A 20893-nucleotide genomic window follows, 5' to 3' on the forward strand; every position below is an offset into this window, starting at 1 on the left:
GTCCGGTGCGGCGGTGGCCGGGGCGGATGCGGTGGCGGTCGGGCCGGGTGCGGGGGTGGTGGCCGGGGTGCGGGGTGGGTGGCGGGAGAGATAGCCGCTGCGGGATTCCCAGACCAGTTCGCCCGCCAGCCGTGCCTCGGTCACCACCGTGACCTCGGTGCCGCGCCGGTGGGCGTTCAACTCGTCGGCGTACACCTTGAGTTCGAGCGGGTCGGCGGGGTGCGGCGTCCGGTGGCGGGTGATCTCGATCCAGGTGTGGACCAGTCCGACGACCGGCAGCGGGAACCTCCGGGCGGTCATCAGCCGCATGGCGGCCGGGAAGCCCAGGACGTGCGGGTAGGTGAGCGGCAGCGGGCCCGGGTCGGTGAAGCCGCAGATCCGGCGGTACGCGTCGAGCGGCCCGGGGGCGGCGGGCGCGGCCGGGAGGACGATCCGGTCGGCGGGCAGGACGGCGCCGGGGCGACCCGCCCTCTTGAACGGGGACGTGACAGTTCCCCGTGCGAGTGCCACGTTCAGATTCGGCATGGGTCATGCCCCCAGCAGGCTCTGGCCGCAGACGCGCACGATCTGGCCGTTCACGGCCGTCGAGGCGGGCTGGGCGAACCAGGCGGTCGTCTCGGCGACGTCGACCGGAAGACCGCCCTGTGCCAGGGAGTTCATGCGGCGGCCGGCCTCCCGGATGAGGAGGGGGACGGCCGCGGTCATCTTCGTCTCGATGAAGCCGGGGGCCACCGCGTTGACCGTGACGCCGTGGTCGGCGGCGGCGTGCGGGGCCAGCGCGCGGACCAGGCCGATGATGCCGGCCTTGCTCGCGGCGTAGTTCGTCTGGCCGTTGTTGCCCGCGATGCCCGCGATGGAGGCGGTGGCGACGATCCGGCCGCCGCGGTTGACGGTGCCCGCCTTCAGCAGGGCGTCCGTGGTGCGCAGCACGCTGTCGAGGTTGACGTCGACGACCGAGGTCCAGCGCTCGGCCGGCATGTTGGCGAGTCGGCGGTCGCGGGTGATGCCCGCGTTGTGGACGAGGACGTCCAGTCCGTCGGGGGCCGCCGCGGCGATCCGGTCCGCCGTGTCGTCCGCGGTGATGTCCAGCGGCAGCGCGGTACCACCGAGCTCCTCGGCGGTACGGGCCAGCTCGTCCCGTACCTGCGGCACGTCCAGGCAGATCACCCGGGCGCCGTCCCGGGCCAGCACCCCGGCGACCGAGGCGCCGATGCCCCGGGCCGCGCCGGTGACCAGCGCGGTGCGTCCGGCGAGCGGGGCCGTCCAGTCGGCCACCGGGTCGGGGGCGGCCGGGGTCAGCTCGATCACCTGGCCGCTGAGGTACGCGGACCGGGGCGAGAGCAGGAAGCGCAGGGTGGACTCGGTCGGGGCGACGGCTCCCGGGGCGATCCGGAGCAGCTGCACGGTGGAGCCCCGGCCGACCTCCTTGCCCAGTGAGCGCGTGAACCCCTCCAACGCCTGCTGGGCGGCGGCCTGATGGTGGTCGTCGGCCGACGGCCGCACCCCCACCACCACGACGCGTCCGCCCGGCGCGAGGGAGCGGATCACCGGGTGCAGTGCCGCGTGGACGGCGGTGAGCCCGCCGGGAGCGGTCACGGCCGTGGCGTCCAGCACGATGCCCGCGGGGCGCTCGGCACGGTCGGTGACGTCGAGGCCGGTGGTCGCGAGGAGTGCGCCGAGTTCCCGCGTGATCGCGGAGTCCCCGGCGGTGAGGTGCAGCAACGGGCCGTCCAGCGACGGCGTCCCGGGCGACCAGCGGCGCAGCGGGGCGGGTCGGGGGAGTCCGAGCCGGCGGGTGAGGAAACGGCCGGGTGCTGTGCCGGTGAAGTGCAGATAGCGGTCGGCCATTGTCCAGACTCCCTGCTCGGTCGTAGATTTACCAAAGAGTAAGGTTACTCAGGAGTCAGGAGTTGGTCGAGATGATCCCCCTCGAACTCCCGCGGCCCCGCAGGGTCGCGGTCATCGGCGGCAGCCGCATCCCGTTCGCACGCGCGGATGGCCCGTACGCCCAGGTCTCCAACCAGCAGCTGCTCACCGCCGCACTGGAGGGACTGGTCGAACGGTTCGGGCTCCGGGGGGAGTTGATCGGGGAGTTCGTCGCGGGGGCGGTGCTCAAGCACAGCCGCGACTTCAACCTGGCCCGGGAGACCGTGCTCGGTTCGGCGCTCGACCCGCGCACTCCGGCGTACGACGTCCAGCAGGCGTGCGGCACCGGTCTCCAGGCCGTCGTCGCCGCCGCGAACAAGATCATGCTGGGGGCCGTCGACTCGGCGATCGCGGGCGGCGCGGACACCGCGAGCGACGCGCCCCTCGGCGTCAACGACGAGCTGCGCGGGCTGCTGCTCGCCGCCCGGCGGGCGAAGTCGACGGGCGCCAGGATCAAGGCACTCGCCGGGGTGCGCCCCCGCCACCTCGTGCCGGACATCCCGCGCAACGCGGAACCCCGTACCGGCCTCTCGATGGGCGAGCACGCGGCGGTCACCGCCCGCCGCTGGGGCATCACCCGGGAGGACCAGGACCTCCTGGCGGCCACCAGCCACCAACGGCTCGCGGCGGCGTACGAGCGCGGCTTCCTGGACGACCTCGTCGTCCCGTTCCGCGGTCTGACCCGCGACCAGAACCTGCGCCCCGGCTCCACGGTCGGGAAACTCGCCACGCTGAAACCGGTGTTCGGCACCGACCACCCCGACGCGACGATGACGGCGGGCAACTCGACCCCGCTCACGGACGGCGCCGCGACCGTGCTGCTGGCGAGCGAGGAATGGGCCCGCGCGCACGGCCTGGAACCGCTCGCCTATCTCTCCCGGTACGAGACGGCCGCCGTCGACCATGTGGGCGGTGACCATGCGAACGGCGAGGACGGGCTGCTGATGGCCCCCGCGCACGCCGTGCCGCGGATGCTGGAGCGGGCCGGGCTCACCGTCGAGGACTTCGACCTGTTCGAGGTCCACGAGGCGTTCGCCTCCCAGGTGCTGGCCACTCTCGCGGCCTGGGAGAAGCGGGGGCTGGCCCCCGTGGACCGGGACCGGCTCAACGTCGCCGGGTCGTCGCTCGCCACCGGCCACCCGTTCGCCGCGACGGGCGCGCGGATCGTCGCGACCCTCGCGCAGCTCCTGGCGGAGCGCGACGGCCCGTCCCGGGGCCTGATCTCGATCTGCGCCGCGGGCGGACAGGGGGTCACGGCCATCCTCGAACGCCCGTGAGGGACCGGCCCGGTACACCGCACCGGACGGCACCGGGACCCCAGCCGGTCCGCCGGCACATCGCACCGGGACGGCACCGGGACTTCCGTCCGGTCCGCCCGCACACCGCATCGAACGGCACCGGGACCCCAGCCGGTCCGCCGACGCATCGCACCGGGACGGCACCGGGACTTCCGTCCGGTGCGCCGGTACACCGCATCGAACGGCACCAGAACTCCAGCCGGTCCGCCGGGAGGACCCGGCGGAACCGCCGAACCCACGTTGAGGAGCCGCACATGCCCACGCCACCCACCGCCCCCGCGCCCCCCGTCCTCGTGGAGCCGACCGTGGTCAGGGCCACGGACGGTTCGGTGCGGCAGGTCTCCGTACCGCCCGCCGCCCCTCCCGTCCGGCGCGGCTCGCTCGCCGAGATCCCGTTCGACAACGCCCGCGAGGCCCCCGACGACGCCGTCCTCAGCCGCAGGCTCCCGGACGGCGACTGGCAGGACGTGACGGCCGCCGAGTTCGCCGACGAGGTGCTGTCCCTGGCGAAGGGCCTGGTCGCGGAGGGCCTCGAAGCCGGCGACCGGATCGCGATCATGGCCCGTACCACCTACGAGTGGACGCTGCTCGACTTCGCCGCCTGGGCCGCCGGGCTCGTCACCGTCCCCGTCTACCCGACCTCCTCCGCCCACCAGGTCCGCTGGATACTCCAGGACTCCGGCGCCGTCGCGTGCGCCGTCGAGACCGCGGACCAGGGCCGGCTGGTCAGCCAGGAGCGCAGGCAGCTCGACGGCCTGGCCCATCTGTGGCAGCTCGACACGGGGGCGATCGGGCGGCTGAGGCGGCTGGGCCGGGACGTTCCCGACGAGGTGGTGGCCGCCCGGCGCGGCACGCTCGAACCGGAGACCCCCGCCACCCTCATCTACACCTCCGGCACCACCGGCCGCCCCAAGGGCTGCGTGTTGAGCCACGGCAACTTCTTCGCCGAGGTCGACAACGCGATCGAGCTGCTCCACCCGGTCTTCAAGTCGGTCAGCAAGTACCCCGCCTCCACACTGCTCTTCCTGCCCCTCTCGCACGTCTTCGGGCGCATGGTCGCGATCGGCTGCCTGCGGGCCCGGGTCCGCCTGGGCCACGCCCCGTCGATCCGGACCGAGGACCTGCTCGCCGACCTGGCGGGGTTCAAGCCGTCATTCCTGCTGGCCATCCCGTACGTGCTGGAGAAGGTGTACAACACGGGCCGGGCCACCGCGGAGAAGATGGGCCGTGCCGCGTCGTTCGACCGCGCCGCGCGGATCGCCCGGCGCTACGGCCAGGCCCTGGAGGCCGCCGAGCACGGCACCGGACCCGGCCCCGGCCCGGCCCTCAGGGCGGCCCGCGCGCTGTACGACCCGCTGGTCTACCGCCGCATCCGGGCGGCGCTCGGCGGGCACGTCCGGTACGCGATCTGTGGCGGCTCCCCGCTGGGCCGGCGGCTCGCCGCGTTCTACGCGGGCGCGGGCATCGAGATCTTCGAGGGCTACGGCCTGACGGAGACCACCGCCGCCGCCACCGTCACCCCGCCGCTCCGGCCGAGGCTGGGCACCGTCGGCTGGCCGCTGCCCGGCACCGCCGTGCGGATCGCGGACGACGGCGAGGTGCTGATCGGCGGCGGCCAGGTGTTCCGGGGCTACTGGGACGCCGCCGCCGGCCGGGCCGTCCCCGCGCAGGACGGGGGCTGGTTCGCCACCGGTGACCTGGGCGCGCTCGACGACGACGGCTACCTCACGATCACCGGCCGCAAGAAGGACATCATCATCACCTCCGGCGGCAAGAACGTCGCCCCGGCCCCGCTGGAGGACTGGCTGCGCGCCCATCCGCTGGTGGGGCAGTGCATGGTGGTCGGCGACAACCGTCCGTTCGTCACCGCGCTGATCACCCTGGAGCCGGACGGGCTCGCCCACTGGCGGCAGATGCGGAAGAAGCAGGGCGTGCCGATCCGGGAACTGGTCGAGGACGACGAGCTGCGCACGACCCTGCGGCGCGCGGTCGACGAGGCGAACCGGCTGGTCTCCCGGGCGGAGTCGATCCGCGAGTTCGCCGTCCTGCCCGTGGACTTCACCGAGGAGGGCGGCCATCTGACGCCCTCGCTGAAGCTGAAGCGCGACGCGATCGCGCGGGACTTCGCGGCGGAGATCGAGGCGCTGTACCGGAAGTGACGGCGTCGTGCCGGGCGCGACGGTGCCGTACCCGGGGCGACGGCGTCGCGCCCGGCCGCCGCCGGTGGGCCCGGCAGGGGGTGCCGAACAGGCAACTTCCCTGCCGCGGGCCCGCTTTGGGCCCACCGATTGGGCCCGGTGGGTCTACTGCCGGGGCGGTGGGTCCGGCACGCTTGCGTCCGTCCGACCCGCAGTGCTGCCCACCCCCCACGACCCGACCCCGACACGGAGGATGACCGCGCATGCGCCCGATACGTATCGCCCTGCTGGGCCTGATGGCCCTGGTCGCGGGCCTGTTGACCGCGACTCCCGCGGCCGCGGCCCCCAACTTCAAGGCACCGTTCCCCTGCGGCCAGACCTGGACCTACAGCCACCACTCGGCGGAGGTCCGATCGGCCCTGGACTTCGTCCGCACCGACGGCGGCTCCACCGCCGGCACCCCCGTCCTCGCCTCGTCCGGCGGGACCGCGCACCGCTACTCCCAGCCCAGCGGCGCGGGCAACTACATCGTCATCGACCACGGCGGCGGCTGGCAGACCTACTACTTCCACCTCTCCGCGTACTCGGTCGGCGACGGCGCCTCCGTGGCGCAGGGGCAGCAGATCGGCGTCACCGGCTCCACCGGCAACAGCAGCGGCGCCCACATCCACTACGAGCAGCTGTACAACGGCGTGGGCCAGACCATCGCGATCAACGGCCAGTCGCTCGCCCCGTACCCCGGCTCGTACTACAGCAAGTACCTGACCAGCGACAACGGCTGCGGAGGCGGTGGCACCGGCAAGTACTGGGTCGACACCTTCGCCAACGCCACCGGCTACGCGGGACCGAACACGGCCGACGCGCAGGGCGTGCTGAACGCCGGTACGAACTACGTCTACTGCAAGGTGTGGGGCGCCCAGGTCGGCTCCGGCTCCAGCTACAACCACTGGTGGCTGAAGACCGACCTGGACACCGTCTACGCGGGCAAGAACGGGCGCGGCGCGTACGTCTCGGCGTACTACCTGTCCCGCTGGGGCAACGACGAGGCCCGTGACAACAACGGGACGGTCATTCCCGACTGCTGACGTTCCGAAGGGCCGAGGGGGGCGGTGCGGGAACGGGCGTACGCCCCACCCCGCACCGCCCCCCTCGGTACGCTCCCCGTATGGGTGAAACGGCGGACGACTGGCCCGACCGGGCGACACGCGCGTGGGTCGGGAAGCAGCTCGGGCCCGGGGAGCGGATCGAGGGCGTGCGGCGGCTGCGCGGCGGCTGGACCTCCTGGATGCGCCGACTGGACGTCTCCGGTCCGCGGGGCGACCGTTCGCTGGTGCTGCGCTCCTTCGTCAAGCCCTTCTACGTGCGCCACGCGCCGGGGCTGCTCACCCGGGAGGCGGACGTCCTGCGGCTGCTGGAGGGCACCGGCGTACCGGCTGCGCGGCCGGTGGCCGTCGACGCGGCGGGCGAACACTGCGACCATCCCTCGCTGTTGATGACCCTGCTGCCCGGCGAGGTGCGGGTCGACGACGCCGGGGCGGCGGAGCGCGCCGGGCCGATGGCGGGGCAACTGGCCGCCGTGCACCGGGTCGAGGTCACGGACCGGACCCGCCCGCGCGACTACGAGGCGTGGACCGCGCCGGACCGGGTGCGGGTCCCCGAGGGCACCGGCCGGCCGCAGCTGTGGCGGCGCGCGATCGAGGTGATCCGGCGCGAACCCCCCGCGTACGAGCCGTGTTTCCTGCACCGCGACTTCCACCCGGGCAACGTGCTCTTCACCGGGCAGGGGCCCGGGACGCGGATCGGCGGGGTGGTCGACTGGGTCGAGACCTCCTGGGGCCCGGCCGATCTGGACGTCGCCCACTGTTCGACCGCGCTGGCGCTGCTGCACGGGGTCCCGGCCGGGACGGAGTTCGTCGAACGGTACGCCGAGGCGGGCGGCCGGCCGGTCGCGAGCGGTGCGGACCACCTGTACTGGCGGCTGCTGGACGCGCTCGCCCATGCGCCCGACGCCGAGAAGGTGGCGACCCCGTGGCGGGAGCTGGGGCGGTTCGATCTGACGTCCGAGCTGCTCACGGAGCGCCTGGAGAACTATGTGGAGCATCTTCTCGACCGGTTCGGATGATCCGCGATCGAACCGGACCGAGTGATGCCCAACTCCTTTACAGAGCAAGGGATTCAACGAATTCCGCGCGAGGGGTTTCCCGGTGCTCCGGGAGCGAAACGTTCCCGCTTCCGCGGTGCCGTCAACCCCGTTCCCGACGGATACCCGCGATGTGTCGTACACAAGGTCAGGCGCGGCGTGTCCCGGAGTAAAGAGACAGTCATGTCTGTATAGGTATACGCGTCTTCGCAAAGAGGGCAGACCTTTTGCGTCCCGTGCGGGGTGGGCACTGCCAGCCCCTCCGCGTGGCAGGGGCGGGCGCGGTGTTCCCGCGCCCGCCGCATCAGTGAACCGCTGAACCGCCGAACCATCGACATCCGTGGGCCCCGACGCACTCTCCCGTGCCGCGGCGGCTCCATGACCCGATGCCGTCGGGGTCCGCACACGCGGGACGCCGTTGCGCAACACCCGTTCCACCCAACGAAATCACCGGAGATCCGAACCGCCGACCCGGCATGTCACCGATGCGCCGGGCGTCGGTCCGTGAATCGACGGCCCAATGACAAGGAGACGCCGTGCGTTATGGAAGTGCGCTGAGGGAAGAAGTCCGCTCGCCGGGAACGACTCCCCTCATCGGTATCTACGACATGTACTCGGCCTCCGTCGTGGCCCGGCACTACGAGGGATTCTTCGTGTCCGGCTTCGGCTTCGCGGCCTCCCACTACGGGCTCCCCGACATCGGCTTCATCGCCTGGCCGGACATGGTGGCCTTCGTGGAGCGGCTGCGGCTGGCCTTCCCCTCCCACCACCTGCTGGTGGACATCGACGACGGCTACGTCGACCCCGAGGTCGCCTGCCACGTGGTGCAGCGGCTGGAGCGGATCGGCGCCTCCGGCGTCATCCTGGAGGACCAGAAGCGCCCCCGCCGGTGCGGACACGCGGACGGCAAGCAGGTGCTTCCCCTGGAGGAGTACCTGGAGAAGCTCAACCTCGTCCTGGAGAGCAGGCGCGACCTGGTGGTCGTCGCCCGCACGGACGCCACGGAGGAGGACGACATCCTTCGCCGGGCGGAGGCGCTGGCCGGGACGGACGCCGACGTCGTCCTGGTCGACGGGGTGCGCAGTGTCGAGTGGATCAAGCGCATCCGGAAGGTGGTCGGTGACAAGCCGCTGCTCTTCAACCAGATCGCGGGTGGCAAGTCCCCCCGGCTCTCGCTCTCCGAGCTGACGGATCTGGAGTGCCAGGTGGCCATCTACAGCACCCCGTGCCTCTTCGCCGCGCACGCCGCGATCGACTCCGCGCTGACGGACCTCAAGGAGGCCGACGGACGGCTTCCCGAGTTCGTGCCCGCCGTGGGGATCGGGGTGCAGCGTTCGACGGAGCTGCTGGAGAAGAACATCAGCAGGCACCACCCCGTCCGCGAGTCCGTGTCCGTATGACGCGGACGACGCCGGTGACGTCGGCGACGGGCCGGGAGCGGGTCGGCGCGCGCCATCGGGGCGTCTTGGCCGTGAGCTCCTGACCGTTCCGCCCGCACACCGGGGCCTCGGTGGTGGACCCCCACGCTCCACCGCGGCCCCGGCCCGCGCGGCCCGTGCACACCGCACGGTCCGCGCGGGCCGTGCAGCCGGTGCGGACCGCTCGAACCGACACGACCGTACGAACCGACACGACCGTACGAACCATCACGACCGTACGAATCACGCGAAGTGGGCCGCGCCCGGTCCGGGACCGCGCGGCCGGGAAGAGGAACACCGCATGGGATTCACCTCGTCCGGGGCACGTGCCGCCCTGGCGATCGTGCTCGGGGCGCTCTGCCAGGGCCAGTTGGCCGCCGGCACCGCCTGGGCCGACGCTCCTGACGGCGGCATGGAGACGCATCACGGACCGTCGCTGATCACCATCGACAACTCCAACGCCGACTCCTGGCTGGAGGTGGACCGGACGCTGAACGTGCTGGGCCCCTTCAGCAAGGGGACGGCGGGCAGCGACCACGACGGCGGCGGGGGCGCGATCGACCAGAACGTGTCGTCCTCGCAGGGCGTGGGCGTCCAGGCCGCCCCCGACGAACAGTCCGACGAGGACGAGGAGGAGGACGAGGAGCCCTGGGGCGGCGACGGAGCCGGGGCCGGCAGCGGAGCCGCCCCGACCCCTGCCTCCGCCTCCGAACCGGCCGCGGCCCCCAGGAGCGCCGCCCCCGAGAGCGCGGCGACCGGCGGGGACGACTACGAGGGCGACGCGGACCACGACCCGGGCCGGAGCGACCCGGGCCGGAGTGACCCGGGCCGGAGCGCCCCCGGCCGGAACGGCGCCGGGTGAAACGGCGCCACCGGTCCCCCGCCCGGAGCCGGAGTGGCAGGGGCGGTCAGGAGGGTCAGGGCAGGACGTAGCCGAGCGTGCCGCCGTGGATCTGGCCCTCGCAGTCGGTCTGGTGGGACTCGAAGATCTGCCGGTTCTCCTTGCGCAGGCAGCGCAGCAGCGGCAGGCTCGGCACCCCGGCGGGCGGTGCGCCGTACAGCCAGCCGAGACGTGTCACGTACGTCTGGCCCTCGCAGCCGACGTCGGTGGTGGCGAAGTGGTCGCCGCGCACCTGGCAGAGGTAGAGGGGCTGGGTGTCCGGGGTCGGCGCGGTGTACAGGCTGCCCAGGGGGCCCTGCAGGTCGTAGCCGACGGGGGCGTCCCACGGGGTGCTCAGGGTGTCGGAGCTCTTGTGGTAGCGCTTGAGCACGAAGGTCGGGGAGCCCACGACCGGCTCGCCGGTGCACAGGTACTCGATGTGGACCTGCACCCAGCCGTTCGGGAGGGAGTTGACGACGGTCGGACCGGCACTCACCCGGCAGTCGGAGCGGGCGAAGCCCCGGGCGACCGCGGCGTCGAGGCCGGTCTCCCGGGCGGACTGCTCGGCGACGTTCAACGGACCGCTGCCGAACCCCTTGACGTAGAGCTTGACGGGGCCGACGGCCGCCGCGGCGGCCGTGCCGCCGAGCGAGGTGAGGGCGAGCGCGGTGGCCAGGGCGGTGGCGGACCATCCGATGGCGCGTCGGAGCGATCTCACGGGCATACCTCGTTCCAGTGGGCCGGTGCGCGCGCTCCGGACGGGCCGCGCGCACGGGCGGGATCAGTGCGACTGGCGTATGCCTATCAGTCGGTATCGCGCGTGTTGACGCGGATCATGCGGTATGTCCTGTTCCGTGAGGGTGGCTGACCGAAGGGGCGCCCTTGACCGTGCGGGCCGCGGGTCGGTCGGGGTGCCGGGCCGGCCGGGGATCGGCACCCGACCCCCGGCCCCGCCCCACCCCTTGTCTGATGCGGCGTCAGGTACGACGATGGCCCCGCACCTTTAAGTGACGATGCGTCAGATCCGATCGGGGAGGAGGCCGTCCGGTGCCGATACCGCTCACCGGGCCGCTGTCGTACGGGATGCAGCTGCCGGTCCAGTCGCAGAGCACCATCTACGCCGAGGGGTGGGAGGCCGGGGCCGGGCCCGAGGACCTCGCCGCCGTCGCCCGCACCGCCGACCGCACCGGCTTCGCCTATCTGGCGAGCTGCGACCACGTCGCGATCCCGCGGCGGCTCGCCGGGGTCATGGGCACCGTCTGGTACGACCCGGTCGCCACGCTCGCCTTTCTCGCCGGGATCACGGAGCGGGTCCTGCTGATGAGCCATGTCGCGGTCGTCGGGCTGCGGCACCCGCTGGCCACCGCGAAGCAGTACGCCACCCTCGACCACCTCAGTGGCGGCCGGCTGATCCTCGGGGTCGGGGCCGGGCACGTGCCGGAGGAGTTCGAGGCGCTCGGGGCCGACTTCGACGGGCGCGGCGGGGTGCTCGACGAGACCATCGACGCGCTGCGGGCGGCGCTCGGCCCCGAGGAGTACCCGGAGTTCGCGGGGGAGCGGTTCTCCTTCTCCGGGCTCGGGCAGCTGCCGCGTCCGGCCCGGGAGCGGGTGCCGGTCTGGGTGGGCGGTTCCTCGCCCGCCGCCGTGCGCCGGGCGGCGGTGCGGGGGGACGGCTGGCTGCCCCAGGGCGACCCGCGGGAGAAGCTGCCCGCGCAGATCGCCCGGCTGCGACGGCTGCGCGAGGAGGCCGGGATCGAGGAGCCGATCGTCGTCGGCGCGATCACCGAGCCGCTGTACATCGGTGAGCCGGACTGGTCCGTCGGGCGGCGCACCCTCACCGGGAAACCGGAGGCCGTCGCCGAGTCGCTGCGCGCGTACGCGGCCATGGGCGTCCACCAGATCCAGGTGCGGTTCCGCAGCCGGAGCCGTGGCGAACTCACCGACCAGATGGCGGCGTTCGCCGCCGAGGTCGCACCCCATCTCGACAGGTAGGAGGGTCCCGGTCATGGGCAAGCTGGACGGGCGGGTCGTGCTGATCAGCGGCGCGGCGCGCGGGCAGGGCGAGCAGGAGGCGCGGCTGTTCGCCGCGGAGGGCGCGCGGGTGGTGATCGCCGACGTGCTCGACGAGCAGGGCGAGGCGCTGGCCGAGGAGCTGCGGGGCGAGCTGGGGAAGGACGCAGCCCGGTTCGTCCACCTGGACGTGGGCCGGGAGGAGGACTGGCGGGCCGCGGTGGCCGCCGCGAAGGACGCGTACGGGAAGGTCGACGGGCTGGTCAACAACGCGGGCATCCTCCGGTTCAACGAGCTGGTGGCCACGCCGCTGGAGGAGTTCGAGCAGGTGGTGCGGGTCAACCAGGTGGGGGCGTTCCTCGGGATCAGGAACGTGGCGCCGGAGATCGAGGCCGCGGGCGGCGGGACGATCGTGAACACCGCCTCGTACACGGGGCTCACGGGCATGGCGTTCGTGGGCGCGTACGCCGCCACCAAGCACGCGGTGATCGGACTGACCCGGGTGGCGGCGGTGGAGCTGGCCGCGAAGGGCATACGGGTCAACGCGCTCTGTCCCGGGGCGGTGGACACCGCGATGACCAACCCGGCGGCGCTGGACCCGGGCGCGGACCCGGAGGAGTCCAGGGAGGCGGTGGCGGAGCTGTACCGCAAGCTCGTGCCGCTGGGGCGGATCGGCCGGCCGGCCGAGGTGGCGGCGCTGGCGCTGTTCCTGACCTCGGAGGACTCCTCGTACATCACCGGGCAGCCGTTCGTCATCGACGGCGGATGGCTGGCGGGCGTCAGCCTGTTCTGAGCGGGCCGGGCCCCTCCCCACTCTTCTGACGATGCGTCAGCTATTGACGGGTCCGGGTGCCGGTGGAACAGTCGGACGCATCACGATCTGACGATGTGTCAGAAACGATTGAGGACGGTGAACTCCCTTGGAATTCGGACTCTTTGTACAGGGGTACGTGCCTGCCGCGCGGGCCAGGGTCGACCCGGAGGCGGAGCACAAGGCGCTGATCGAGGAGACCGAGTACGTCATCCAGGCGGACAAGTCCGGCTTCAAGTACGCCTGGGCCTCCGAGCACCACTTCCTGGAGGAGTACTCGCACATCTCGGCCAACGACGTGTACCTGGGCTACCTCGCCCACGCCACCGACCGCATCCACCTCGGCTCCGGCATCTTCAACCCGCTGGCCCCCGTCAACCACCCGGTGAAGGTGGCCGAGAAGGTCGCCATGCTCGACCACCTCTCCGAGGGGCGCTTCGAGTTCGGCTCCGGGCGAGGGGCCGGCAGCCACGAGATCCTGGGCTTCATGCCGGGCATCACCGACATGAACCACACCAAGGAACTCTGGGAGGAGACCATCGCGGAGTTCCCCAAGATGTGGCTCCAGGACGAGTACGTGGGCTTCCAGGGCAAGCACTGGTCGCTGCCGCCGCGCAAGATCCTGCCCAAGCCGTACGGGAAGTCGCACCCGGCGATGTGGTACGCCGCAGGGTCCCCGTCCTCGTACGCCATGGCGGGGAAGAAGGGGCTCGGCGTGCTGGGCTTCAGCGTGCAGAAGGTCTCCGACATGGAGTGGGTCGTCGACTCGTACAAGACGGCGGTCAAGGAGGCCGAGCCCGTCGGCGACTTCGTCAACGACAACGTCATGGTCACCTCCACGGCGATCTGCGCCGAGACCCACGCCAAGGCCGTCGAGATCGCGGTGGGCGGCGGGCTGAACTACCTCCAGTCGCTGCTGTTCCGCTACCACGACACGTTCCCCCGGCCCGAGGGCATACCGGAGTGGCCCGAACTCCTGCCGGAGTACACCGAGGAGATCATCGAGCTGCTGATCGCGGAGGAGCTGATGATCTGCGGGGACCCGGACGAGGTCCTGCGGCAGTGCAGGCGGTGGGAGCGGGCGGGGGCGGACCAGCTGAGCTTCGGGCTGCCGATCGGGATCGGCCGCGAGGACACGCTGAACTCGATCCGGCTGATCGGCGAGCACGTGATTCCGGCGATCGACACGGACCCGGTGCACCGGACCTCGCGGTTCCGGAACGCCGCGTAGGGGAGGGACGAGCCCCTCCGGCGATTGAGGAGCGGGGGCTCGGGGGCGGAGCCCCCGCCGAGAACCGCGGCGTCTTCCCGGAACGCCGCTCCGTGCGGGCGGGGGTGCGCGCCGCGGCCGTGCGCACCCCCGGCCGCACACACCGCGGACCCCGGCCGCACACACACCGCAGAAGGGAACCCCGTCATGCTCGACCACCTCATCCGCGGAGCCACCGTCGTGGACGGCACCGGCGGACCCCCGTACACCGCCGACGTCGGCATCCGCGACGGCCGCATCGCCGTCGTCGCCGAACCGGGCACGCTCACCGAGCCGGCCGTCACCACCGAGGACGCCACCGGTCTCGTCCTCGCGCCCGGCTTCGTCGACCCGCACACCCACTACGACGCCCAGCTCTTCTGGGACCCGTACGCCACGCCCTCCATGAACCACGGCGTCACCACCGTCGCCGGGGGGAACTGCGGATTCACCCTCGCCCCGCTCCACCCGGACCGCCCCGAGGACGCCGACTACACCCGCCGCATGATGGCGCGGGTGGAGGGGATGGCGCTCAGGGCCCTGGAGGAGGGGGTCGACTGGACCTGGTCCGGCTTCCGCGAGTACCTGGACGCCCTCGAAGGGCGCATCGCCGTCAACGCCGGGTTCATGGTCGGCCACTGCGCGCTGCGCAGGTACGTCATGGGCGCCGACGCGACCGACGGGCAGCCCACCCCGGCCCAGCTCGACGCGATGCTCGCGCTGCTGCACGACGCGATGGACGCCGGGGCCTGGGGGCTGTCCACCACCCAGTCCGCCACCCACTCCGACGGGGACGGCCGGCCCGTCGCCTCCCGGAACGCGCTGCCCGAGGAACTCCTCGCCCTCTCCCGGGCCGTCGGCGAACACGAGGGCACCCAGCTCGAAGCGATCGTCGCCGGCTGCCTGGACCAGTTCTCCGACGAGGAGATCGACCTCCTCGTCGACATGACCGCCACCGCCGGGCGCCCGCTGAACTGGAACGTCCTCACCATCGACGCCGCCGTCCCCGAACGCGTGCCGCGCCAGCTCGTGCCCAGCGAACGGGCCCGCCGCGCCGGGGGCCGGATCGTCGCGCTGACCATGCCGATCCTCACCCCCATGAACATGTCGCTCGGCACCTTCTGCGCCCTCAACCTCATCCCCGGCTGGGGCGACGTCCTCGCGCTGCCCGTCCCCGAGCGCATCGAACGGCTCCGCGACGCCGACACCCGCGCCGAGATGCTCCGCCGCGCCGACAGCAAGGAGGCCGGGGTCTTCCGCCGCCTCGCCGACTTCGCCCGCTACGTCATCGGCGACACCTACAGCGCGGCCAACGAGGGGCTGACCGGCCGCGTGGTGCGCGACATCGCCGCCGAACGCGGCCAGGACCCCTTCCACTGCCTCGTCGAGATCTGCGCCGCCGACGAGCTGCGCACGGTGCTGTGGCCGATGCCCACCGACAACGACCCGGCCTCCTGGGCGCTGCGCCGCGAGACCTGGGAGCACGAGGACATCATGCTCGGCGGCTCCGACGCGGGCGCGCACCTGGACCGGATGTGCGGCGCCCCGTACACCACCCGGTTCCTGGGCGACTGCCTGCGCGGGCGCAGGCTCGTCCCCCTGGAGAAGGCGGTGAAGATGCTCACCGACGATCCCGCCCGGCTCTTCGGGCTCCGCGAGCGGGGCCGGATCGAGGAGGGCTTCCACGCCGACCTCGTCCTCTTCGACCCGGAACGGATCGACGCCGGACCCGCCACCCTGGTGCACGACCTGCCCGGCGACAGCCCGCGCCTGGACTCCCGGGCCATCGGCATCGTCTCGGTCCGGGTCAACGGGGTGGAGACCCTGCGCGACGACAAGGTGACCGGCGCGGTCCCCGGCACGGTGCTCCGCTCCGGCCGCGACACCAGGACGGTGAGCACCGCATGAGCGGCACGAGCGACGACCCGAGGCGCCGGCTGTTCATCGGCGGCCGGTGGACCGAGCCGGACCACGGCCACTACGAGGTGATCGACCCCGCGACCGAGGAGGTCGTCGGTCTGGCCCCGGAGGCGAGCAGGGAACAGGTGCACGCGGCGGCCGCCGCGGCCCGCGAGGCGTTCACCACCTGGTCCCGCACCCGCCCCGAGGAGCGGGCCGCGATCCTCGACCGGGCCGCCGACCTCATGCAACGCGACCTCGTGGCCAGCGCCGACCTCGCCCGCGCGGAGAGCGGCGCGACCACGGCGACGGCCAGGGGCATGCAGGTGGCCGTGGGCGCCGCCCGCTTCCGCCGGTACGCCAGGGGCGCCCTGGAACCCGTCGAGGAACCGATCGCGCCGCAGATCAACGAGGCGGGGCCGATGGGCCGGGCGGGCGTCTTCGGGGCCCTCGCCGTGCGCCGCCCGGTCGGCGTCGTCACCTGCATCACCTCGTACAACAACCCGTGGGCCAATCCGGCGGGCAAGATCGCGCCCGCGCTCGCCATGGGCAACACCGTCGTCGTGAAGCCCGCGCCGCAGGACCCGCTCTCCGTCTACCGGATGGCCGAGGCGCTCCAGGAGGCGGGCGTCCCGGCCGGGGTCGTCAACGTCGTCACCGGCTCGGGCCCCGAGGCGGGCGAGGCGGCCGTCGACTGCGAGGACGTCGACATGGTCAGCTTCACCGGGTCCACCGCCGTCGGGCAGCGCATCGGCGAGGTGTGCGGGCGCGGGATGAAGCGGCAGCTGATGGAGCTGGGCGGCAAGGGTGCCGCGGTCGTCCTCGACGACGCCGACCTCGACTCGGCGGTGGCGGGCATCGGCACCACGTTCTCCTTCTACAGCGGCCAGATCTGCACCGCCCCGACCCGGGTACTCGTCCAGCGCGGCGTCCACGACGCGCTGGTCGGGAAGCTCGCCGCGTACGCGAACCACCTGAAGGTGGGCGACCCGGCGGCCCGGGGCACGGTCGTCGGGCCGGTCATCTCCGCCGCCCACCGCGACCGCGTCGAGGCGTACGTGGAACTCGGCCGGAAGGAGGGCGCGCGGGTCGTCACGGGCGGCGCCCGCCCGGCCGGGCCCGACCGGGGCTTCTACGTCGCCCCGACCCTCCTCGCCGACTGCACCAACGACATGCGCGTCGCCCGCGAGGAGATCTTCGGCCCGGTCGTCGTGGTCGTCCCCTTCGACGACGAGGAGGAGGGCATCGCGCTCGCCAACGACAGCGACTACGGACTGATCGACTACGTCTGGTCCGGGGACGTGGCGCGCGCCTTCCGGATCGCCCGGCGGCTGTGCGCCGGCGGGGTCGGGGTGAACACCGTCGGCCGGAACATGGAGGCGCCGTTCGGCGGGTTCAAGAAGAGCGGAGTGGGCCGCGACGTCGGCTCGTACGCCCTGCACGCGTACGGCGAACTCCAGTCGATCGTCTGGCCCGGCTGAGCCGGAACGGCCCGCGGACAGCCACCGGCCCGTGGTGTCGACGCCCCGTGGGTGTCCGCTGAGCGGACACCCACGGGAAATTTTGAAACCCCTCAAAACGGACACTGCTGCGGTTCCCGTACGGTGCTGCGATCGAGTCCCGACCTCGCATCGGAAGGCAGTTTTCGCGAACGGCCTTCAATTAACCAAGGTTCTTCCGTATTGTTGCCTGGAATTCAAGGGCGAGGTGGCGGAGTCTCGCCTTCCGGATGTGGAAATCGCAGCGTTTATCGTCCTTTTCATGACTCAGCTGGACGTGCGGCCGCGGGCCGGAGACGCAGCACCGGGCGCCGCTCCGGCCGACGGCGGGGTGCGTGGCAAGGGGCTCGGCGGGAACTCCGTCGGCCTGATGGGCAGCGCCGTCATCGGCGTCTCCACCGTCGCCCCCGTCTACTGCCTCACCTCCACCCTCGGCTCCACGGCGGGGGAGGTCGGCGTGCAGATGCCCGCCGTCTTCCTGGCCGGATTCCTGCCGATGCTGCTGGTCGCCTTCGCGTACCGCGAGCTGAACAAGGCCGTGCCGGACTGCGGCACCTCCTTCACCTGGACGGTGAAGGCGTTCGGCCCGCGCGTCGGCTGGATGTGCGGCTGGGGCCTGGTCATCGCGACGATCATCGTCCTGTCGAACCTGGCGGGCGTGGCCACCTCGTACTTCTGGCTGCTGGCCGGCGAGATCACCGGCAGCGAATCGATCGCCGCCCTGGACGACAGCAAACCCGTCCACATCCTGACCTGTCTGGCCCTGATCGCGGTCGCCACGGCGATCAGCTACCGGGGGATGACGGCCACCAAGGGCGTCCAGTACGCGCTGGTCGGCCTCCAGCTCGTGGTCCTCGCGGTCTTCGTGGCGATGGCCGTGCAGAAGGCGGGCAGCGGGGAGTTCGCCTCGTCCCTGGACTTCTCCTGGTCCTGGCTGAACCCGTTCGCGGTGCAGTCGTTCGCGGCGTTCACCGCCGGCCTGTCGCTGTCGATCTTCATGTTCTGGGGCTGGGACGCCTGTCTGACCGCCAACGAGGAGACCGTCGGCAGCGAGAAGACCCCCGGCCGGGCCGCCCTCATCGCGATGGTCGTGCTCGTCGGCTCCTACCTGGCGACCGGGGTGGCCGCCCAGATGGCCGTCGGCTCCGGCGACTCGGGGCTCGGCCTGGCCAACCCCGAGACCTCCGACAACGTCTTCGCCGCGCTCGCCGGCCCGGTCATGGGTCCCGGCCTCGGCATCCTGCTCTTCGTCGCGGTGCTCGCCTCGGCCGCCGCCAGCCTGCAGACCACCTTCATCCCGGTGGCCCGCACGGTGCTCGCGATGTCCTCGTACGAGGCCCTGCCCGCCTCGTACGCCCGCGTCCACCCGCGCTTCAGGACCCCGGGCCGGGCCACCGTCATGGCGGGCGTCGCGACCGGCGTCTTCTACACGGTGATGACCCTGGTCAGCGAGCACGTCCTGGTCGACACCATCTACGCGCTCGGCCTCATGATCTGCTTCTACTACGCGCTGACGGCCTTCGCCTGCGCCTGGTACTTCCGCGCCGACCTGACCCGCTCCTTCCGCGACCTGGCCTTCAAGGGCCTCTTCCCGGTCGTCGGCGGCCTCCTGCTCACCGCGGTCTTCGGCAAGACCCTCTACGACATGTGGGACCCGGCCTACGGCTCCGGCTCGGCGGTCCTCGGGGTCGGCTCGGTGTTCGTGATCGGCGTCGGGCTGCTGCTGCTCGGCGTGGTGCTGATGCTGGTGATGCAGCGCCGCAGCCCGGCGTTCTTCCGCGGCGAGATCCTGACCAAGGAGACCCCGGCACTGGTCGTCGAGGACTGAGGGGACTTCCGAAGCCGGTTCAGCCGGTGGCGCGCCAGTAACCCAGGGCGTTCACCCGCTCCTTGGGCACGGACAGTTCCTTGCGCGCGTACGAGGACAGGGCCCGGGTGGTCGCCGTGTCGGAGGCGATCCAGACGTACGCGTCGGAGGCGTCGGCCCCCAGCAGCCGCGGCAGGGCCGACTTCACCTCGGCGACCAGCCCGGCGCCCCGGTCGCGGCGCGGTATCCGGTGCAGGGTGTGGTGGTCCGGGTCCAGCCGGAGCGGCAGCCGCTCGTCCGATTCGTGCGCCGTCTCGAACCACAGGGTGGCCGGGGTCCCCGGGAACGCGTCCAGCAGGGAGTTGATCGCGGGCAGCGAGGCCGGGTCGCCGACCACGAAGAGCCGGGCCGGCCGGGGCTCGGGCGGGGCGAAGCCGGTGCCCTGGAGCGTGGCGTCGATCGTGTCGCCCGGCTTCGCCGCGCGGGCCCAGTCGCTCGCGGTCCCCTCGTGCAGGGCGAACTCCAGGCTGAACGTCCCGGCGGCCGGGTCCGGGTCGACCAGGGTGTAGGCGCGCTGGTGCGGCTTGCCGCCCCGCTCGAACCAGACCCTGACCCACATCGTCGGATGGGCGCCCCCGGTCGCGGCGAGCAGCCCGCCGTCGGTGAGGTGGACCCGGCGGAAGTCCTCGGTGACCTGCTCCACGCCGGTCACGGTGAACGTGAAGTCCCGTCCCCGCATGAGCTTGAGGACGACGCCCTCCCAGCCGTGACCCACCGCAGTCCCTCCCCGCACCGAGAATCAATTCAGGTAAGGCTAACCTAATTTCTCGGGATCGGGGAGCCCTGGTCGGTCGGGAAGTCCCGGGTGGTCGGGAAGTCCCGGGTGGCGGGGGAGCCTCGGGTGGCCGGGCGGTCCCGGTCGCTCAGGATGTCCGGCGGCTCAGGGGGTCCGGTCGGTCAGGAGGCCCCGCCTCCGGCGCTCTCCTCGGCCGCGACCTGTGCCAGCGTGCGCCCGGTGCGGGCCGAGCGCGCCCGGTACGGGTCCGGGGTTTCCGGCCCGTCGTGGGTGGCCCGGCCGTCCCTGGCCTTGATCAGCAGCCAGACCTCCCCGCCGGGGACGTTCTCCGCGACGCTCCCCCGGAAGCGGGTGAGGGCGAACTCGCCGTGCAGCCTGGTCCCGTCGAGCCAGAACGTCGCGTGCCCGTCCTCCAGGGATTGCGCGAACGGCACCGGCGCGCCCCGGCGGTCGTGGCTGAGCGGCCGGTAGGTGCCCTGGTCCCAGACGATCACCGTGCCGCCGCCGCGCTCGCCCTTCGCGATGACGCCCTCGAAGGTGCGGTACTCCAGCGGGTGGTCCTCCGTCGGGACGGCCAGTCGCCGCTCGCGCGGATTCTCCGAGGGGCCGCGCGGCACCGCCCACGACTTCAGTACGCCGTCGACCTCCAGCCGGAAGTCGAAGTGCATGCGCCGGGCCTGGTGGATCTGCACGACGAAACAGGGTGCCGGGCCCGTCCGCCCGGTCCCGTCGACCCGCATGCCGGGTCGGCCGTCGTTGTCACGGGCCATGTCCATCCGGACACCTCCTCGTCGGCGATCCCGCCCGAGGTCTCCTTCCACTGTGACGCCCCCGGCGGTGAAGCGCACCGGGACGGGTGATCGGTGCGGGGTGGGGTGGGGTGGGGCGGTGCGGGGGTGTCGGCGCGGACGGTATCTCGGTATCAAGTATCTTGACATCGAGAGTGTTCGGCGGGCAGGCTTCCCCCTTGTTTCCCGGTGTCCGAGGTTTCCGGTGCCGGGCGGTCTCGATCAGGGCGAGGG

The 20893-nt window shown here is 72.6% G+C and carries 16 protein-coding genes and 1 pseudogene; 12 read left to right on the plus strand and 5 right to left on the minus strand.

What is annotated here, in order from left to right; all coding sequences use genetic code 11:
• Together EAO76_RS38195 and EAO76_RS38200 are read right to left on the minus strand one after the other, a co-directional pair.
• Positions 1 to 525, minus strand: a pseudogene (locus EAO76_RS38195) (hypothetical protein); the annotation flags it as partial.
• A 3-nt stretch (positions 526 to 528) separates the two neighbouring features.
• Positions 529 to 1848: a 3-oxoacyl-ACP reductase gene (locus EAO76_RS38200; protein WP_148840819.1), complete on the minus strand. Its 1320-nt coding sequence runs from the start codon at positions 1846 to 1848 to the stop codon at positions 529 to 531.
• 71 nt (positions 1849 to 1919) lie between these two features.
• Here EAO76_RS38200 and EAO76_RS38205 point away from each other — a divergent pair, with 71 nt between their 5' ends.
• From EAO76_RS38205 to EAO76_RS38230, 6 genes are all read left to right on the plus strand, one after another.
• Positions 1920 to 3203, plus strand: a complete 1284-nt coding sequence (locus EAO76_RS38205; protein WP_187438949.1) for an acetyl-CoA C-acetyltransferase — start codon at positions 1920 to 1922, stop codon at positions 3201 to 3203.
• A 275-nt stretch (positions 3204 to 3478) separates the two neighbouring features.
• The gene (locus EAO76_RS38210) at positions 3479 to 5383 is read left to right on the plus strand and encodes a long-chain fatty acid--CoA ligase (protein WP_148840821.1); all 1905 of its coding nucleotides are present in this window, start codon (positions 3479 to 3481) and stop codon (positions 5381 to 5383) included.
• 242 nt (positions 5384 to 5625) lie between these two features.
• The gene (locus tag EAO76_RS38215; protein ID WP_148840822.1) at positions 5626 to 6447 is read left to right on the plus strand and encodes a M23 family metallopeptidase; all 822 of its coding nucleotides are present in this window, start codon (positions 5626 to 5628) and stop codon (positions 6445 to 6447) included.
• A gap of 80 nt (positions 6448 to 6527) precedes the next feature.
• Entirely contained in the window at positions 6528 to 7484 is a 957-nt protein-coding gene (locus tag EAO76_RS38220) for a phosphotransferase family protein (RefSeq protein WP_148840823.1), read from the plus strand.
• Between the two features lie 554 nt (positions 7485 to 8038).
• Positions 8039 to 8902, plus strand: coding sequence for an oxaloacetate decarboxylase (locus EAO76_RS38225; RefSeq protein ID WP_148840824.1), 864 nt, complete (start codon positions 8039 to 8041; stop codon positions 8900 to 8902).
• Between the two features lie 319 nt (positions 8903 to 9221).
• Complete coding sequence (locus EAO76_RS38230) at positions 9222 to 9782, plus strand: hypothetical protein (RefSeq protein ID WP_148840825.1); 561 nt, start codon at positions 9222 to 9224, stop codon at positions 9780 to 9782.
• Positions 9783 to 9837: 55 nt separating this feature from the next.
• On the opposite strand, the gene EAO76_RS38235 is transcribed toward EAO76_RS38230, so the two are convergent.
• Entirely contained in the window at positions 9838 to 10518 is a 681-nt protein-coding gene (locus EAO76_RS38235) for a hypothetical protein (RefSeq protein WP_148840826.1), read from the minus strand.
• A 365-nt stretch (positions 10519 to 10883) separates the two neighbouring features.
• Here EAO76_RS38235 and EAO76_RS38240 point away from each other — a divergent pair, with 365 nt between their 5' ends.
• The 6 genes from EAO76_RS38240 to EAO76_RS38265 all read left to right on the plus strand — a co-directional run bounded on the left by EAO76_RS38240 (position 10884) and on the right by EAO76_RS38265 (position 19096).
• On the plus strand, positions 10884 to 11792 hold the full coding sequence (locus EAO76_RS38240) for an LLM class F420-dependent oxidoreductase (protein ID WP_187438950.1): 909 nt from the start codon (positions 10884 to 10886) through the stop codon (positions 11790 to 11792).
• Positions 11793 to 11805: 13 nt separating this feature from the next.
• Positions 11806 to 12603, plus strand: a complete 798-nt coding sequence (locus tag EAO76_RS38245; RefSeq protein ID WP_148840828.1) for an SDR family NAD(P)-dependent oxidoreductase — start codon at positions 11806 to 11808, stop codon at positions 12601 to 12603.
• A gap of 127 nt (positions 12604 to 12730) precedes the next feature.
• Complete coding sequence (locus EAO76_RS38250) at positions 12731 to 13852, plus strand: LLM class flavin-dependent oxidoreductase (RefSeq protein WP_148840829.1); 1122 nt, start codon at positions 12731 to 12733, stop codon at positions 13850 to 13852.
• Positions 13853 to 14038: 186 nt separating this feature from the next.
• Positions 14039 to 15778 (plus strand): amidohydrolase family protein, encoded by a 1740-nt coding sequence (locus EAO76_RS38255; protein WP_148840830.1) that lies wholly within the window; start codon positions 14039 to 14041, stop codon positions 15776 to 15778.
• Positions 15775 to 17250: an aldehyde dehydrogenase family protein gene (locus EAO76_RS38260; RefSeq protein WP_148840831.1), complete on the plus strand. Its 1476-nt coding sequence runs from the start codon at positions 15775 to 15777 to the stop codon at positions 17248 to 17250. The genes EAO76_RS38255 and EAO76_RS38260 overlap by 4 nt, the downstream gene beginning before the upstream one ends.
• Positions 17251 to 17530: 280 nt before the next feature.
• Positions 17531 to 19096, plus strand: coding sequence for an APC family permease (locus EAO76_RS38265; protein ID WP_148840832.1), 1566 nt, complete (start codon positions 17531 to 17533; stop codon positions 19094 to 19096).
• 19 nt (positions 19097 to 19115) lie between these two features.
• On the opposite strand, the gene EAO76_RS38270 is transcribed toward EAO76_RS38265, so the two are convergent.
• Together EAO76_RS38270 and EAO76_RS38275 are read right to left on the minus strand one after the other, a co-directional pair.
• The gene (locus EAO76_RS38270; RefSeq protein WP_148840833.1) at positions 19116 to 19850 is read right to left on the minus strand and encodes a siderophore-interacting protein; all 735 of its coding nucleotides are present in this window, start codon (positions 19848 to 19850) and stop codon (positions 19116 to 19118) included.
• A 182-nt stretch (positions 19851 to 20032) separates the two neighbouring features.
• A complete protein-coding gene (locus EAO76_RS38275; RefSeq protein ID WP_148840868.1) occupies positions 20033 to 20611 on the minus strand; it encodes a DNA polymerase ligase N-terminal domain-containing protein in 579 nt (192 codons plus the stop codon).
• Between the last annotated feature and the right edge of the window lie 282 nt (positions 20612 to 20893).

It is taken from the genome of Streptomyces sp. sk2.1 (assembly GCF_008120935.1).
GTDB lineage: Bacteria > Actinomycetota > Actinomycetes > Streptomycetales > Streptomycetaceae > Streptomyces.

What these genes read in the sequence shown, in the direction of transcription:
- EAO76_RS38200 (WP_148840819.1), bottom strand. Translation starts at nt 1,848, where the DNA reads ATGGCCGACCGCTATCTGCACTTCACCGGCACAGCACCCGGCCGTTTC.
- EAO76_RS38205 (WP_187438949.1), top strand. Translation starts at nt 1,920, where the DNA reads ATGATCCCCCTCGAACTCCCGCGGCCCCGCAGGGTCGCGGTCATCGGC.
- EAO76_RS38210 (WP_148840821.1), top strand. Translation starts at nt 3,479, where the DNA reads ATGCCCACGCCACCCACCGCCCCCGCGCCCCCCGTCCTCGTGGAGCCG.
- EAO76_RS38215 (WP_148840822.1), top strand. Translation starts at nt 5,626, where the DNA reads ATGCGCCCGATACGTATCGCCCTGCTGGGCCTGATGGCCCTGGTCGCG.
- EAO76_RS38220 (WP_148840823.1), top strand. Translation starts at nt 6,528, where the DNA reads ATGGGTGAAACGGCGGACGACTGGCCCGACCGGGCGACACGCGCGTGG.
- EAO76_RS38230 (WP_148840825.1), top strand. Translation starts at nt 9,222, where the DNA reads ATGGGATTCACCTCGTCCGGGGCACGTGCCGCCCTGGCGATCGTGCTC.
- EAO76_RS38240 (WP_187438950.1), top strand. Translation starts at nt 10,884, where the DNA reads ATGCAGCTGCCGGTCCAGTCGCAGAGCACCATCTACGCCGAGGGGTGG.
- EAO76_RS38245 (WP_148840828.1), top strand. Translation starts at nt 11,806, where the DNA reads ATGGGCAAGCTGGACGGGCGGGTCGTGCTGATCAGCGGCGCGGCGCGC.
- EAO76_RS38255 (WP_148840830.1), top strand. Translation starts at nt 14,039, where the DNA reads ATGCTCGACCACCTCATCCGCGGAGCCACCGTCGTGGACGGCACCGGC.
- EAO76_RS38260 (WP_148840831.1), top strand. Translation starts at nt 15,775, where the DNA reads ATGAGCGGCACGAGCGACGACCCGAGGCGCCGGCTGTTCATCGGCGGC.
- EAO76_RS38265 (WP_148840832.1), top strand. Translation starts at nt 17,531, where the DNA reads ATGACTCAGCTGGACGTGCGGCCGCGGGCCGGAGACGCAGCACCGGGC.
- EAO76_RS38275 (WP_148840868.1), bottom strand. Translation starts at nt 20,611, where the DNA reads ATGCGGGTCGACGGGACCGGGCGGACGGGCCCGGCACCCTGTTTCGTC.